This is a genomic window from Gelidibacter japonicus, assembly GCF_010725055.1.
In the GTDB taxonomy this organism is placed as follows: Bacteria; Bacteroidota; Bacteroidia; order Flavobacteriales; family Flavobacteriaceae; genus Gelidibacter; species Gelidibacter japonicus.
Window position 1 is genome coordinate 198,714 of sequence record NZ_BJKB01000002.1, and the last position, 17,129, is coordinate 215,842.

Consider the following 17,129-nt stretch of genomic DNA (forward strand, 5'->3'; position numbering starts at 1 on the left):
TTCCATTTCGAACAAATAAACTCAAAAAAATGAAGATTATTTCAAAAACTCTCAAAATTCTACCATTGTTTTTACTGGTTGTTGGTCTCCAATCCTGTAGTAATGATGATGACAACAACACTGAACCTCAACCCATGAACATTGTAGAAACTGCGGTGGCCACATCAGATCTCAGCAATTTAGTCGCTGCGCTCAAAGCTGCCGATGGAAATCTGGTAAGTGTTTTGAATGGACAAGGTCCCTTCACTGTATTGGCACCAACCAATGCAGCATTCCAAAAGTTTCTAACGGATAATGGATTTGCAAAATTAAGCGATGTCCCAACGGATGTGCTTTCAGAAATTTTATTAAACCATGTTATTGCAGGAAATGTGAAATCTACAGATTTAGTTAATGCCGGATCAGGTTATGCAAATACAAATGCAACTGGTCCAGGAGATAAGAATCTAAGTTTGTACTTCAACACCTCAGATGGTGTGAAATTTAACGGCGTATCAAAAGTGGCCGCTGCCGATATTTCTGCCACTAACGGAACAATTCATGTGGTGGACGCTGTTATTGGATTACCAACAGTTGTAGATTTTGCCTTGGCAAACCCAGCTTTATCAAGTTTAGTGGCCGCATTGCAATCTGCCGATTCCCAAGACCCTTCCCCAAACTTGATTCCTACCCTATCTGCAAATGGGCCATTTACCGTGTTTGCGCCAACCAACGATGCTTTTGCCTCATTGTTAAACGAACTTGATCCAACAGGAGGTACAACTTTAGATGATGTAGATCCTGCGACGGTTGAAGCCATTTTAAAATTTCACGTCGTGAGTGGAAATGTCACTTCAGATGCGATTCCTACTGGTACTGTAACAACTTTAGGTGGAGACGTGACCATAAACGCTTCAAACCTCACAATCACTGATCCAAACGGAAGAGTAAGCAACATCATTCCAGCATTGGTAGACATCCAAGCTGTAAACGGTATAGTTCACGCCATTGACAAAGTGGTATTACCAGAAATGGGACAGTAGTTTCAACTTTAATTAATCCACAATAATTTTGTCGATTAATAGCAAAAATGCCTCTAAAAATTTCAGAGGCATTTTTTATTTGAAATGGAAAAACTTTTTAACGCTTTCCTTGTCTTTTCTGTTCTTCAGCCTGTTCCATCATTTCTTTCATCTTCTTCTGGAACTTACTTTCTTTTTTAGGTTTTGCTTTATTCACCTGAATTTGTGCATGGATTTTTTCTTCATCCAAAATAAAGTTCTTGATAACCAACATGATTCCAATACTAATTAAATTCGATATGAAATAATACAAACTCAATCCGGACGCATAGTTATTAAAGAAGAACAACATCATAATTGGCGAGAAGTAAATCATATACTTCATCATTTTAGCCATATCTGGCATCCCTTCCTGGGTTGGTTGTGATGACATTTGTTGTCCTGTAGTCATTTTCATATAAAAGAAAATAGCAATGGACGCCAAAATCGGGAACAAACTCACGTGATCTCCATAAAACGGAATCTTGAAAGGTAAATCTGCAATAGTATCGTAAGATGATAAATCATCTGCCCAAAGGAAGCTCTTCTGACGGATATCGAAGGCTGATGGGAAAAACTGGAACAAGGCATAAAACACAGGCAATTGAATCAATGCCGGCAAACAACCACTCAACGGACTTGCGCCTGCCTTAGACTGTAAGGCCATGGTTTCTTGTTGGATTTTAAGCTTATTATCTTTATACTTTTCACGGATAGCATCCAATTCCGGCTTGATTATCTTAAGCTTGGCCTGAGACAGGAATTGCTTGTATTGTACAAATGACAAACACAATTTGATTAATATGGTCATCACAACAATGGCAATTCCATAAGGCATATGAGAGCCTAAAAAGGCGAATAACGGAATGAACAGGTAACGGTTGATCCATCCAAAAATACCCCAACCCAATGGCAGAACTTCATCTAAATTCCTTTTATAAGAATTCAGTATTTTATAATCACTTGGACCATAATACAGATCCATGCTCTTATTGATTTCACCACCTTCAAGTACCAGTGGCAATTTAGAACTGAACGCTTTTGTAAAAACGGTATCAATATCTTCATCCTTCACCAAATTTCTTGAAGTAAAATATCCTGTTTTAAACGGCTGATCGGCCAAAAGAATGGAAGTGAAAAAATGCTGTTTGTTGGCAATCCAAGTCACGTCTTTGGCAGTATCATCTGTTGATTCGCCCTGACCTAAATAATCATCCTTACCTCCTTCATATTCAAAAATAAGCTCAGTATATCTGTTTTCATAAGAGATGCTTTTGGCATATCTGTAGGTCTTAATGTTCCAATCGAGATTAACTTCCTGTGAACTATCGATGACATCGTTTAAACCTTGAGATCGTACATTGAAAGCAAACATATAATCATCAGGTTTAAGCTCATAGCGATATTCCAAGAACTTGCTTTCCGAAACTTTAAGCTTCATGGATACCACAGTGTTTTCACCACTCTTAGTAACAGTCGGCTCAAAGTAAAGATCTTTGGTATTTAGATTTCTATTATCTGTTGTAGAGAAAGAAATATTGAAAAGCGCATTGTTATCTTTAATAAGATAAATCGGCATTGAATCATGTGACACAAACTCTTTAAGTCTTACTTCCGACAAATAACCTCCCTTATTACTGAATTTCAATTCCAACAAGTCAGTTTCCACCAAAGTTTCTTGGTCCGTAGCCGATGGCAAGGTAGAAGCATAGGCAAAAGCACCCAACCTATTCTTTAAAGCTTCAAGTTTTGTAGAGTCTAATGCTGATGGGTTGGTATAATCTTCAGCCGTGGAAACAAAGGTGTCTTTTTTAACTGTTGCTTTTTTCTCCGCCTCAATTTTGGCTTGCTTAGCTCGTTCTTGTGCTGCAACTTCTTCAGGAGTTGGCTGGTTCTGCCAAAGCATGAACAATAATATTCCGAAAATAAGAACGAATCCTATAATAGAATTGAGATCAAATTTTTTTTCTTCCATTTACGTGATTTTCAGACCGAAAACGTATTTATAACTTTCAAGGTCCTTTTTAAGTTGGTAATTAATTCTGTTTTTGATAAGATTGGATAACACAAAAATGCGTCCAAATCTAATTTAATGTCATACTGACACAGTTTTAGCCTTTTTAAATTTGACTGCTGCCTTAACAAAGGCCACAAACAACGGATGTGGATTGGCCACAGTACTTTTATATTCAGGGTGATATTGAACGCCCACAAACCAATTGTGCGACGGGATTTCAACAATTTCAACCAATCCCGTGTCAGGGTTGAGACCTGTCGCCTTCATTCCAGCATCTTCTATTTGCTTTTTATAGGCATTATTAAACTCGTAACGGTGACGGTGACGTTCAAAAATTTCTGTTGTTTGGTAAACGTCATGGGCAATACTTCCCTTTTCCAAATGACAGGCCCAAGCGCCAAGTCGCATAGTTCCTCCTTTTTCGGTGACCTCTTTTTGCGATTCCATTAAATCGATCACAGGATCAGAAGTATGTGGATTCATTTCAGTAGAATTGGCGTTTTTTAGGCCTAAAACATTACGGGCATATTCTATAACTGCCATTTGCATGCCCAAACAAATGCCCAGAAATGGGATATTATTTTCTCTGACAAACTTCACGGCTTCAATTTTTCCGTCCACACCGCGTTCACCAAATCCAGGGGCCACTAAAACCCCATCCAAATGTGCGAGTTCCTTTGCAGCATTATCTACTGTCAAGTACTCAGAATGAATTGGTTGTACATTAACTTTTACTTCATTTTCAGCACCCGCATGAATAAATGACTCTAAAATCGATTTGTAAGAATCCTGGAGCTCTACATACTTCCCGATCAAACCAATGGTTACTTCACTTTTGGGGTTTTTCAATCGTTTTAAAAATTGATTCCATTGGGTCAAATCTGGTGCATCACTTTGAAGATCCAGTTTTTTAAGCACCACCTTATCCAATCCTTGTTCCAACATTAAGTTGGGTACGTCATATATCGTTGAAGCATCAATAGATTGAATGACTGCTTCTTCACGAACATTACAAAACAATGCCAACTTACGACGTAGCTCCATTGGCAATTCATGCTCGGTACGGCACACCAAGATATCTGCCATGACCCCACTTTCCATTAAGGTTTTGACACTGTGTTGGGTCGGTTTTGTTTTCAATTCGCCTGCAGCCGACAGATATGGCACCAATGTTAAATGGATAACGATAGCATTGTGCTCTCCCAAATCCCATTTCAATTGACGTACTGCTTCAATATAAGGTAAGGACTCAATATCCCCCACGGTCCCTCCTATTTCTGTAATGACAATATCATAATCGCCTGATTTACCAAGAAGTTGGACTCTGCTTTTGATTTCATCGGTAATATGTGGAATAACCTGAACGGTTTTACCCAAAAATTCGCCACGACGCTCCTTGTCGATAACACTTTGATAGATACGTCCTGTGGTGACGTTATTGGACTGACTGGTAGGCACATTCAAAAAACGCTCATAGTGTCCCAAATCCAAATCGGTTTCCGCACCATCATCGGTAACGTAGCATTCCCCATGTTCATAGGGATTCATTGTTCCTGGATCGACATTAATATAAGGATCCAGTTTTTGGATTGTGGTTCTATAGCCTTGAGCCTGAAGTAATTTTGCCAAAGAAGCCGCAATAATGCCTTTCCCTAAAGAAGACGTTACACCTCCTGTGACGAATATGTATTTTGTAGTAGTTGTCATGTTGCGCTGTTAAACGCAGGCAAATTTACAAAATTTAAATAGTTATTAGAGCATCTAATTTTAGTTATTTATATGAACCGACTTGTGTTTATTCTACTTCACAAAACACTCATAAGCAAGCATTTGTAGGAGCTTAGGCTCTAAAGAATAGTAATAAATATGTTCAAGACTGTCTCTCAAGCTACTGAATGATAATTTTTTTTCCGTTCCAATGTAGGTACCGAGATAAGAGGCTATCACGTTAAAGCTCACATTTCTCTAATCCTGAAACCTGAAAGAGGATCGCCACATTGATACAATCAGCTAAAGCCAATGCACTGTGCTTTTGGGTTTTGTCTGCCTGACGGCAGACAGGGGTTTCGGATCCCGCCCAAATGCGGGATTAGTTCAACCAGCAAAACCCAATGCGCTCCGCTTTTGAGTTTTGGGTTTCACTAAAAAAACCTGCTCCAAACACAAAATGGTTGAAGCAGGTGATTCTTTTTATTACAATTTTTATTAATCTACTTTTTTATCGGCTTGGTTAATTTCAAAATTATCAAAATCGCCACCATTCACGACCGTCCAGTTTTCATAATCCTTAAAGTACTTCTTAATGACCTTATTGACATCTTGAACGGTTAACTTTTTGACTCGGTCTTCAACATTTTTTTGAAACGTCATATCTCTGTCCAAATATAAATTGGTGTTGATGACTCCTGCTAATTCATTATCCTTGGCTCGGGATACATTTTGTTCCTGCACCCAACCGCTCACTGCGTTTTTAAGCTCTTCTTCGGTAATGCCTTCGGCAATATAGCGTGCAATTTCCTCTTTAAAACCTTGCTGTACTTTTGCGGCATTTTCAGGAGCATAAATGGCATAAATATACATGGACGAATTTTTGTCATCTTTATTACTGTCCACACCAACATTCCCACCTGCGCCATAACTCACACCATCTTTTTGACGTAGACGACCTGCAATACGAGAATTCAGGAAACCACCACCAAATATTTCGCCTGCTACTTGCAGTGCCGCATAATCATCGTCATATTCACTCCCTTCAAAAGATAAAATGCCCAATGTAAACGCGTTTTTCTTGTCTGGAGTAAGGATCTTTTCATTGGCAGGTCTGTTGTTTTGAAACTTGTCACTGATTTCTGTATAAGGTTTATCCGATTTGAAATCGGCGTAAGCTTTGTCAAAATACGTCTTCAGCGCTTCTTCGTCCATATTGCCAATAGCCACTAAAGATGTGCTATTGTTGACCCCGTAAAAATCATTGTAATACGACTTTAAATCGGCCACATTCACTGCATTTATAGCGGCTATTTCTTCATCCAAGGTCATCCTATATAAAGGATGCCCCTTTTCATAACGGTTATTCAACAAACCTATTCGTCTGGACACTACCGATTGTGGCTCCGATTTGCTTTCTTCAAGACTGGCCAAATCCTGGGTTTTCAGCTTCTCCAGCTCCGTAGCATCAAATATGGGATTCTTCAACATATCGGTCATCAAAGCCAAGGTTTCCATGAGGTTTTCTTCCGTACTATTGACCTATGCAGTAACACGGCCGTTGGAACCATTAAAATATACGGAAGATTTTAAAGCACTCAACTTATCCTCAATATCTTGTCTGGATTTTGTCTTGGTGCCCTTGTTCAACATTCTCGCTGTATATCTTGCAGCAAGTCCCTTGTTCATCAACTGATCCACATTCCCAGTGCGTAAAGTGAAGGTGAGATTGACTGTTTTGCCACGATTATCTTTCTTAATGAGACCATATTCAATGTTGGTATTTGGCAGGGTACCTAATTGCAACGTGTTTTGAATATTTTCATAGGAAACGTCAAAGGCTTCGCCCGCATCCAATGCTTCTCTACCTTTATAATTGGCAACTAAGGCTTCCACATTTTCGGTGTGTGGAATACCTACCCGTATTGGGTCTTTTGTTGGGATAAAGTTGCCAACCGTTCTATTGGTCGGAATAAAGTATTTTTTAATGGCTTCGTTGACTTTATCGACCGTCATTTCATCAATACGATCTCTAAAAATGAATGCCAATCTCCAATCGCCTGCACCAATGAACTCACTCATATAAGTACCCAAATAAGAGGAGTTTCTAAAAATTTGATCCATCCGCTTTAACATATTCGCCTTCGCACGATTCAGTTCGGCCTCCGTAATCGGATTATTGGCCAAATTATCCAAGGTCGTCAAGAAGATTGTTTCAGCTTCAGCCAAAGACTTATCTGAAGGCACATCAACATTCATATATAAAAAGGATGGCTCTTTTGTAAATGGCGTAAAAGACCAGATCCCAGATGATTTTTGAGTATCAACTAAGGCTTTATACAATCGGCCAGAAGGCTCATCAGTCAAAACCTGCTCCGCGATAGCCAATGCTGCGGCATCTTCATGGGACCCAGCAGGCACATGGTAAAGTGCCGACACTATTTGTAAGTCCCCCACACGATTTAAGGTCACCCGTTTTTCGCCGTCTTGAGCTGGCTCAATGGTTGGAATATCTTTCAATTCAACTTCTGGGTTTTTAATTGGTCCAAATTTCTTTTCAACTAATGCCAAGGTTTTCTCGGTATCAAATTTTCCGGTAATCATTAAGATAGCATTATCAGGTCGGTAGTATTTTTTGTAAAAAGCCTGTAAGTTCTCAATGGGCACACGCTCAATATCCGACTTGTTGCCAATGGTAGATTGTCCGTAGTTGTGCCATAAGTAAGCTGCACTGGCAACGCCTTGCATCAACACTCTTGACGGCGAGTTTTCACCGCTTTCAAACTCATTCCGAACCACTGAAAACTCCGACTCCAAATCTTCTTTTGCGATATAGGAATTCACCATTCGGTCAGATTCCAAATCTAAGGCCCAATCTAAATTCTCATCGGTGGCATTAAACGTTTCAAAATAATTGGTTCGGTCATACCAAGTTGTGCCGTTTGGTCTAGCACCGCGAGCGGATAACTCTTCTGGAATATTGGGATGGTTAGGTGTACCTTTAAACACCATATGTTCCAACAAATGGGCCATGCCTTTTTCTCCATATCCTTCGTGACGGGAGCCCACCATATAGGTAATGTTGACGGTAATAGTTTGTGCGGAATTGTCAGGAAACATTAGGACTTTTAGACCATTGTCCAATCTGTATTCCGTAATTCCTTCAACACTCGCCACTTTTTTAATTTGTGCTTCCGAAGTGAGGGATAATGAAAGGCACAGGAGCATTGCAAATGCAATTCTGAATAATTGGGTGTGATTTCTCATAGTTAATGGATAATTGATTCACTTTAAAGGTATAAAAAAATTCCTATAAAACTTTCCAATCGTCATATCAGTAGCATCTACGCTTTAAGAATAATTTGACTTTTTAGAAGGGAATTCATAATATATTATCCGTATTTTTAAATTCACGAAATAAAAAAAAAAGAAAATGATCTATACACAAAAAATGCTCAGAGATGATGCTTTAAAAGGAAAAACAATAGTTGTTACCGGTGGTGGTAGCGGATTGGGCAAAGCCATGTCCAAATATTTTTTAGAATTGGGCGCCAATGTTGCGATTACCTCGCGCAATCTTGATAAATTAAAAAATACTGCTGAGGAACTTGAAAAAGAAACCAACGGTACCTGTCTGCCCTTGCAATGCGACGTCCGCAATTATGACGAGGTAGAAGCCATGCTGAAAGACGCAGTCAAAAAATTTGGAAAAGTGGATGTATTGTTAAATAATGCAGCAGGAAACTTTATCTCTCCTACTGAGCGTCTGTCCGCCAATGCATTTGATACCATTATAGATATTGTATTGAAAGGCACCAAAAATTGCACCTTGGCATTTGGAAAACATTGGATTGACACGAAGCAAACCAATACTTCCGTCCTCAATATTGTCACTACTTACGCCTGGACAGGCTCCGCTTATGTGGTACCAAGTGCTACAGCCAAAGCTGGCGTGTTGGCCATGACCCGCAGTCTTGCTGTGGAATGGGCCAAATACGGGATGCGCTTTAACGCGATTGCTCCTGGGCCATTTCCTACAAAAGGGGCTTGGGACCGACTCTTGCCAGGCGATTTAAAAGACAAGTTTGACATGGCTAAAAAAGTGCCCCTAAATCGGGTGGGTGAGCATCAGGAATTGGCGAATCTCGCTGCCTACTTAGTCTCTGATTTTTCTGCCTATGTCAACGGAGAAGTGATTACTATTGATGGCGGCGAATGGCTAAAAGGAGCGGGACAATTTAACCTATTGGAAGCAATACCGGAAGAAATGTGGGAACAGTTGGAAGCGATGATTAGAGCTAAAAAATCAAATAATTAAGAATTTTATTACAAACTCAGGTTCTATGAACTAAATATTTAGTTATATTTAACTCAGAAAAGTACAAATTAATCTAATCCATTCAATGTTATGCTAAAATCCCTCAAACTTGCAAGCCTTGTGATGTCAGTCTCTTTAATGACTATCGCCACGAGTTTTGCCCAACAAATCAACGCGGTCAAGCAAAAGACAACTGCTACCAAAACCACGGCTACCGAAAAAATTCCTTTCAACCCAGAGGTCAAAATGGGTAAACTGGACAACGGTCTTACCTATTATATTAAAAACAATGGGAAACCCGAAAACAAAGTAGAATTACGCCTAGTAGTCAACGCTGGTTCAATTTTAGAAGATGAAGATCAGCTGGGGTTAGCACATTTCATGGAACACATGAATTTTAACGGCACCAAAAATTTTGAAAAAAATGAATTGGTCAACTATCTGCAAAGTATAGGTGTGAAATTTGGCGCACATTTAAACGCTTACACAAGTTTTGATGAAACCGTTTACATTCTTCCTATCCCAAGTGATGATCCTGAAAAACTGGAAAAAGGATTTCAGATTATTGAAGACTGGGCGCACAATGCACTCTTGACGCATGAGGAAATTGACAATGAACGCGGAGTCGTATTGGAAGAATATCGCCTAGGAAAAGGTGCGGATGAGCGGATGCGACAAAATTATTTACCAAAATTACTTTACGGATCTAAATATGCGGATAGATTGCCCATTGGTACTAAAGAAAATCTTGAAACTTTTAATTATGAAAGTCTAAAACGGTTTTACAAAGATTGGTACAGACCTGATTTAATGGCCGTTATTGCCGTTGGCGATTTGGACGTCAAAACTTTAGAGGAAAAAATAAAATCCCATTTCGGAAAAATCCCTGCTGCAAAAAACCCGAGAGAGCGTGCCATTTATGACATGCCAAACCACAAGGAAACCTTTATCGCCGTCGAAACCGATAAAGAAGCCTCCTTTTCGCAAGTCCAAGTGCTGTTCAAGGATTATGACAGTGCAACCCCTGATCTTACCATTGCTGATTATAAGCACTCTATGGTGGAATCCCTGTTCGGACAGATGCTGAACAACCGATTGGACGAATTGAGAAACAGTCCAAATCCGCCTTTTGTTTTTGGATTTAGCTATCATGGTGGCACTTATGCCAGAACAAAGGAAGCCTATCAATCGTTTGCCATGACCAGTGAAACAGGACAACTTAACGCGCTCAAGACATTGTTGGAAGAAAATGAGCGTGTCAAACAGTTCGGATTTTTTGAAGGCGAATTGGAACGCGCTAAAAAGGATATTCTCGCCCGATTGGAAAAGGGATACAAAGACAGAGACAAAACGGAATCTGCACAAATTGTCGGTCAGCTGGTAAACAATTTCTTGGAACAGAAGCCTGTTCCCGGTATTGCATGGGAATACAACTTCCAAAAAGAACACATGCCAAATATTACTTTGGACGATGTCAATTCGTTAATTGCCAATTATATTAAAGAAGATAACCGAGTGATCATTCTGACAGGTCCGGAAAAAGAAGGTATTGCCAAAGTAACGGAAGCTGAAGTGCAATCCGTTTTGGACAACATCAAAAATATTAAATTGACGCCTTACGAGGACAAGGAAGTGGCCGCTGCATTAATGACCAATATACCTCCGGCTGGTCAAATTACAGATTATAAAAAAGATGAAGCTTTAGGAACCACCACTTTGGTTTTGAGCAATGGCGCAACGGTGACCTACAAAATCACCGATTTTAAAAACGATGAAATATTGTTTGATGCTTTCAGCTATGGCGGCACCTCTCTATATTCTGATGAAGACTACAAAGCTACAAGTTTTGCCAATGGTGGCTTGGGCGAGGCTGGGGTAAATAACTTTGACAAAAATGAAATGTCCAAAATCCTTTCGGGTAAGATGGTCAATGTAAGACCAAGTATTGGTGCTTATAATGAAGGTTTGTCAGGAAATGCATCACCTAAAGATTTGGAAGAATTGTTTCAGTTGACCCATTTATATTTTACGGCATTGAACAAGGATAACGATGCTTACAATTCATATAAGGAAAAACAAAAGGCATTTATGTCCAACATGATGTCAAGTCCGCAATTTTTTTTCCAAGTAGAAATGGGCAAATTCATGTATGGAGACAATCCAAGATATATAGGCTTTCCTACTCCTGAAGATATGGATAACGCAGATTACGACTTGGCCTACAAAAAATATCAGGAACGTTTTGCCGACGCGGGCAATTTTCACTTCTACTTTGTCGGTAACATCGATGAAAAGAAGCTTATGGAATACAGTGAGAAATATTTAGCGAGTCTACCCGCTACACAATCGAAAACAATGTATAAAGTAGATGATTTTAGACCATTGACTGGGCAGCACGAAAAGATTGTAGAAATTGGTAAAGATCCCAAAAGTATGGTACGCATGACCTATCATGGCCCAACAGAATATAATGAAAAAGAGGACCATGCCCTAAAAAGCTTAGGCGAAGTACTATCCATCAAGCTCATTGAGAAACTCAGGGAGGAAGAAGGTGGCGTTTATGGTGTTGGCGCACGTGGCAATATCAACAAAATACCTTATGGGTGGTACAGTTTTAACGTCAGTTTCCCTTGTGGACCAGAAAATGTTGAGAAACTTACTGCTGCAACCTTAGCTGAAGTTGACAAATTGGTTAAAGAAGGACCAACGGATGAGGACATGGCAAAAATAAAGGAAGCGCAACTTTTAGAATACAAAGAAGATTTAAAAGACAATCGTTTTTGGTTGAGAACACTAAGAAATGCGGACTTTCAGGGTATGGACGCAAAGAAAATGCTAGCGTTTGAAACTACCGTAGCCAATTTAACCAAGGAAGACCTCCATAATGTTGCAAAAAAATATCTAACACAAGGATATATTATTGGAATCCAAAATCCCGAAAAATAAACCTAAAAAAATCAGTCTTAGCAAAAGCAGTTTCAATCGGAGCTGCTTTTGTTCGTTCAAGGGTGATTGAATTTTGTAAAAGGCTTACTGAAATTTCATATAATGACCTCATCTAACGTCTGTTTTCATTCAATAATCCCTTTACTTGCCATCCTATCAGCCCAAACCATTTGTTAACAAGTAACATTTTTTAAACTCACAAATAATTGTATTTTTACACACACAAAAATCAGATCATTTAATGGGTAAAATCATTGCAATAGCCAATCAAAAAGGAGGCGTTGGTAAAACAACCACATCAGTAAATTTAGCTGCTTCCTTGGGCGCTTTAGAGAAAAAAGTATTATTGATAGATGCCGATCCGCAGGCCAATGCGTCATCTGGCTTGGGCATTGATGTTGACAGTGTAGAAGTTGGTTCCTATCAACTCATTGAACACTCCACTAAGGCAGAAGACTGCATCATCCCAACAAATGCACCACATGTGGATATCATTCCGGCCCACATCGATTTGGTGGCCATTGAAATTGAACTGGTTGACAAAGAGGAACGTGAGTATATGTTAAAAAAAGCAATTCAGCATCTGAAAGACCAGTACGATTATATTTTGATTGACTGCGCTCCATCCTTGGGACTTTTGACTTTGAACGCACTTACAGCTGCCGATTCGGTCATCATCCCTATTCAATGTGAGTATTTTGCGCTGGAAGGACTGGGCAAATTGTTGAATACCATTAAAAGTGTACAGCGCATCCACAATCAGGATTTAGATATCGAAGGCATGTTGTTGACCATGTATGATGCGCGACTTCGTTTGTCAAACCAGGTTGTTGAAGAGGTGCAGAAGCATTTTAGTGATATGGTTTTTGATACGATCATTCAGCGTAACGTACGTTTGGGAGAAGCCCCAAGCTTCGGGGAAAGCATCATCAATTATGATGTGAGCAGTAAAGGTGCTACTAATTATTTAAGTTTAGCAAAAGAAATTATTAAAAAGAACGATTAATGGCGAAGGCAACACAGAAACAAGCTTTAGGAAGAGGATTATCAGCACTTTTAAAAGATCCGGCAAACGATATCAAATCGGTTCAGGATAAAAATGCCGATAAAGTCATTGGCAATATTGTTGAGTTGGAATTGGAGGTCATTGAAATCAATCCATTTCAACCACGAACCAATTTTAACGAGGAAACGCTTAGAGAATTAGCCTCCTCCATCAAGGAATTGGGTGTCATCCAACCTATTACTGTTAGAAAGCTTGATTTCAACAAATACCAATTGGTCTCAGGGGAGCGTCGTTTTAGGGCTTCCAAACTTATTGGATTGCCAACCATTCCCGCATATATAAGAATTGCCAATGACCAAGAGTCCTTGGAAATGGCTTTGGTTGAAAATATTCAGCGTCAAGATTTAGATCCAATTGAAATTGCCTTGTCCTACCAACGTTTGATTGATGAAATCCAATTGACCCAAGAACAAATGAGTGAGCGTGTGGGCAAAAAACGTTCTACAATCGCAAATTATCTTCGTCTATTAAAACTGGACCCTATCATTCAAACGGGAATGCGTGATGGATTTATTTCCATGGGACATGGGCGCGCCATCATCAATATTGAAGACCAATCCAAACAACTCGATATTTACGAAAAAATCCTGTCCGATAAATTATCAGTTAGAGACACAGAAGCACTGGTAAAGAACTATCATAGCAAAAGCGAAACAAAAGTTTCTGAAAAACCAGAGCTACCTGCCTTTGTCAAAAACGGAGTAAAAGAATTTTCAGAATACTTTGGCCACAAAATTGACGTTAAAGTGAGTAAGAACGGAAAAGGGACCATAAGTATTCCTTTTCATTCTGAAGAAGATTTTAACCGTATCAAAAAACTTGTACAAAGTGCCAAATAATCGGATTTACACATCTCTTTTCATATTATTTTTTGCCTCTTTCTCCGGATTTTCGCAAACTCCTACTACTGATAGTATTCCGAAAGACATCTCCAAAGACATTCCTAAAGAAGTTGTGGTCGACAGTAGTGTCCAGAAACCCATGAATATTTTAGCACCATCCCGGGCGGCATTTTACTCGGCCGTACTACCAGGATTGGGACAAGCCTACAACAAAAAGTATTGGAAAATACCCATTGTTTATGCAGCACTTGGCACAGGCATCTATTTCTATTTGGACAACGACAAAACCTACGATCGCTATCGGGATGCCTACAAACGACGGTTGGCGGGATTTACGGATGACGAATTTTATGGAGATGGCACAACGCCACGAGTATCCAATGAGGGACTTATTAGAGCACAAAATACCCTGCGCCGTAATAAAGAGCTGTCGTTGCTGATCACCTTCGGGCTTTACGCACTCAACATTATTGACGCCAATGTGGATGCGCATTTATTACAGTATAACTTAGATGAAAATTTGGCATTAAAGCCGCATTTTAAATATAACGAACAGGAAAATTCCACCAATTTGGGAGTCACCTTGAATTTTAAATTTTAAACATGAAACGAACATGCTAAAGAATTTAACGCCCAAGGAAATGATTAACCTGCCTGTCCGACAGGCAGATAGCGAACAGCATGTGTCCGCTAAAAAAAAACAAATATAAACACATGAAAATAGGTCTTTTAGGTTACGGCAAGATGGGAAAAACCATCGAACAGATAGCCCTCGAACGGCATCATGACATCACCTTAAAAGTTGATAAAGACACCGAAAACTATGTTCTCGAAAACATAGATGTCGCCATAGATTTTAGCACGCCTGATGCTGCTGTAGATAATATTACCAATTGTTTCAACCACAATGTTCCTGTCATTTCAGGAACAACAGGATGGTTGGAACGTTATGATGAAGTGGTCGCTTTATGCCATGAAAAGAACGGCACCTTTCTTTATGCTTCCAATTTTAGTTTAGGTGTGAATATCTTTTTTGAATTGAACAAAACGCTATCTAAACTCATGGCAAATCTTCCGCAATATAACATCAGCATGGAAGAAATTCATCATACCCAAAAACTGGACGCCCCAAGTGGAACGGCGATTACTTTGGCAGAAGAAATTCTAAAGAACTCAAAATACGGCACTTGGACGCTTGATGCCGCAAGATCAGGGCGGGATTTACATATCAATTCCAAACGCATTGACAATGTTCCAGGAACCCATGAAGTGACCTATAGCTCATCAGTAGATACTATAGAAATTAAACATACTGCCCATAACCGCGAAGGTTTTGCGCTTGGCGCCGTAATTGCCGCAGAATGGATTGCAGGAAAAAAAGGTGTGTTCTCAATGAAAGATGTGTTAAACATTGGTTAACTTATTAACGATTTTTTAATTACGATTTATCATTTACAATATATTTGTTAAACGGGCTTTAAAACCTAAGCATTAAAGCCTTAATTATCAAATTAATAACTACGATCAGATGACATTTACAGAATGGTTTATTTTCTTTTTCGTGATACAGGTCATACACGGACTTGGTACATGGAAATTATACATTAAAGCTGGCCGACAGGCTTGGGAAGCTTTCGTACCGGTATATAATGCTGTGGTTTTAATGAAAATTATCAACCGACCTTGGTGGTGGACCATCTTGCTTTTTGTACCCATTGTCAATTTGATCATGTTTCCTGTGGTTTGGGTGGAAACCGCTAGGAGTTTCGGAAGAAATTCCACGACAGATACGGTTTTAGCGTTGGTTACTTTAGGCTTTTACAATTATTACCTGAATTATATCGCAGATGTTGAACATGTCAAAGACCGTAGTTTACATCCAAAGTCGGCCGCAGGAGATTGGATCAGCTCTATTTTATTCGCCATTGTGGCGGCAACGATTGTCCATACCTATTTTATCCAGCCATTTACCATTCCGACTTCCTCCTTGGAAAAAACATTGTTGGTGGGCGACTTTCTATTTGTGAGCAAATTCCATTATGGGGCGAGACTTCCAATGACTACTGTAGCCGCACCAATGGTACACGATACCATCCCCGTGCTGAATATCAAATCTTATCTTTCAAAACCTGAACTGCCTTACCTAAGGCTTCCTGGTTTTCAAAAGATCAAACGCAATGATATTGTTGTTTTCAACTGGCCGGTTGATACCATGTTAGACATGCGACACACCGATAAGTTCTACTATAAACCCATCGATAAAAAGACCAATTATGTGAAGCGTAGCGTCGGAATCCCTGGCGACACACTCTCCATAAGAGATGGCTATGTGTACATTAATGGCAAGCAAAATATACTGAACGATCGTGCTCGCATTCAATTTTCATACAATGTCACCTTTAAAGGTCAAATCACTTCAAATGCACAGGTCTATGACATCCTGAAGCGTTTTGACATGACCGATGGTTTAGGCTATGACCAAGAAAATGAGACTTGGATCATTCCCGCAGCGACAGAAGAAGCGGTAGCGAGGGCAAAAAACCATCCCAATATTGCATCCATAGAAATCCGTAAGGATTCTTTGGGGCATCGTGACTCTGGAATATTTCCAATGCATCCCGCTTACGATTGGAATAATGATTATTTCGGTCCTTTATATATCCCAGAGAAAGGAAAAACCATCACTTTAACTGCTGAAAACCTTCCTTTGTACAAACGTGTTATCGATGTGTATGAAGGCCGTGAACTCTCTGTAAACGGCAACCAGATCAGTATTGACGGCCAAGTCACCAACCAGTACACCTTTAAACAGGATTACTATTGGATGATGGGGGATAACCGTCACAACTCTCAAGATTCTAGGGTCTGGGGCTTTGTGCCTTTTGATCACGTCGTAGGAAAACCTGTACTCGTATGGATGAGCTGGGATGGGATTAAAAATCCGCGTTGGGAACGATTTTTCACCACCGTTGGTGGCAATGGAAAATTGGTATCTTACTTTATTCCATTCCTTATATTATTAGGTGTTTGGTTTGGATTTAATGCTTGGCGCAAAAGGAGAGCTAATAAACAATAAACGAAGTTAACGGTTGAAATTCCCACGGAAATATCTAAAAGGGAAATCAGTCTTCATCATTTCTCTATGTGTTATAGGCATTACAAGTTTGACGGTTTACCTCACAGGAATAAATTA

12 protein-coding genes are annotated in these 17,129 nt (G+C 39.6%); 8 read left to right on the forward strand and 4 right to left on the reverse strand.

Features of this window, described 5'->3' with window-relative positions:
- Positions 1 to 29: 29 nt before the first annotated feature.
- Positions 30 to 1,022 carry a fasciclin domain-containing protein gene (locus G6N06_RS02825; protein ID WP_163514544.1) on the forward strand — a complete coding sequence of 331 codons (993 nt, stop codon included), beginning with the start codon at positions 30 to 32 and terminating at the stop codon, positions 1,020 to 1,022.
- A 97-nt stretch (positions 1,023 to 1,119) separates the two neighbouring features.
- Here the strand turns inward: G6N06_RS02825 and yidC are convergent, their stop codons facing one another.
- The 4 genes from yidC to G6N06_RS02845 all read right to left on the reverse strand — a co-directional run bounded on the left by yidC (position 1,120) and on the right by G6N06_RS02845 (position 8,031).
- On the reverse strand, positions 1,120 to 3,015 hold the full coding sequence (gene yidC, locus G6N06_RS02830; RefSeq protein WP_163514545.1) for a membrane protein insertase YidC: 1,896 nt from the start codon (positions 3,013 to 3,015) through the stop codon (positions 1,120 to 1,122).
- A 120-nt stretch (positions 3,016 to 3,135) separates the two neighbouring features.
- Positions 3,136 to 4,764, reverse strand: coding sequence for a CTP synthase (pyrG, locus tag G6N06_RS02835; RefSeq protein ID WP_163514546.1), 1,629 nt, complete (start codon positions 4,762 to 4,764; stop codon positions 3,136 to 3,138).
- Between the two features lie 498 nt (positions 4,765 to 5,262).
- Positions 5,263 to 6,282: a M16 family metallopeptidase gene (locus G6N06_RS02840; RefSeq protein WP_163514547.1), complete on the reverse strand. Its 1,020-nt coding sequence runs from the start codon at positions 6,280 to 6,282 to the stop codon at positions 5,263 to 5,265.
- Between the two features lie 24 nt (positions 6,283 to 6,306).
- Positions 6,307 to 8,031 (reverse strand): M16 family metallopeptidase, encoded by a 1,725-nt coding sequence (locus tag G6N06_RS02845; protein WP_163514548.1) that lies wholly within the window; start codon positions 8,029 to 8,031, stop codon positions 6,307 to 6,309.
- 166 nt (positions 8,032 to 8,197) lie between these two features.
- On the opposite strand from G6N06_RS02845, the gene G6N06_RS02850 reads away from it, so the two are divergent.
- The 7 genes from G6N06_RS02850 to lepB all read left to right on the forward strand — a co-directional run bounded on the left by G6N06_RS02850 (position 8,198) and on the right by lepB (position 17,012).
- On the forward strand, positions 8,198 to 9,082 hold the full coding sequence (locus G6N06_RS02850; protein ID WP_163514549.1) for an SDR family oxidoreductase: 885 nt from the start codon (positions 8,198 to 8,200) through the stop codon (positions 9,080 to 9,082).
- Positions 9,083 to 9,205: 123 nt separating this feature from the next.
- Complete coding sequence (locus tag G6N06_RS02855; RefSeq protein WP_240337952.1) at positions 9,206 to 12,028, forward strand: M16 family metallopeptidase; 2,823 nt, start codon at positions 9,206 to 9,208, stop codon at positions 12,026 to 12,028.
- 241 nt (positions 12,029 to 12,269) lie between these two features.
- Entirely contained in the window at positions 12,270 to 13,034 is a 765-nt protein-coding gene (locus G6N06_RS02860; protein ID WP_163514550.1) for a ParA family protein, read from the forward strand.
- Positions 13,034 to 13,933 (forward strand): ParB/RepB/Spo0J family partition protein, encoded by a 900-nt coding sequence (locus tag G6N06_RS02865; RefSeq protein WP_163514551.1) that lies wholly within the window; start codon positions 13,034 to 13,036, stop codon positions 13,931 to 13,933. Before G6N06_RS02860 ends, G6N06_RS02865 begins: the two co-directional genes overlap by 1 nt.
- A complete protein-coding gene (locus G6N06_RS02870) occupies positions 13,923 to 14,537 on the forward strand; it encodes a DUF5683 domain-containing protein (RefSeq protein ID WP_240337953.1) in 615 nt (204 codons plus the stop codon). The genes G6N06_RS02865 and G6N06_RS02870 overlap by 11 nt, the downstream gene beginning before the upstream one ends.
- 113 nt (positions 14,538 to 14,650) lie before the next feature.
- Entirely contained in the window at positions 14,651 to 15,355 is a 705-nt protein-coding gene (dapB, locus tag G6N06_RS02875; protein ID WP_163514552.1) for a 4-hydroxy-tetrahydrodipicolinate reductase, read from the forward strand.
- 109 nt (positions 15,356 to 15,464) lie between these two features.
- Complete coding sequence (lepB, locus tag G6N06_RS02880) at positions 15,465 to 17,012, forward strand: signal peptidase I (RefSeq protein WP_163514553.1); 1,548 nt, start codon at positions 15,465 to 15,467, stop codon at positions 17,010 to 17,012.
- The last annotated feature ends 117 nt before the right edge of the window (positions 17,013 to 17,129 follow it).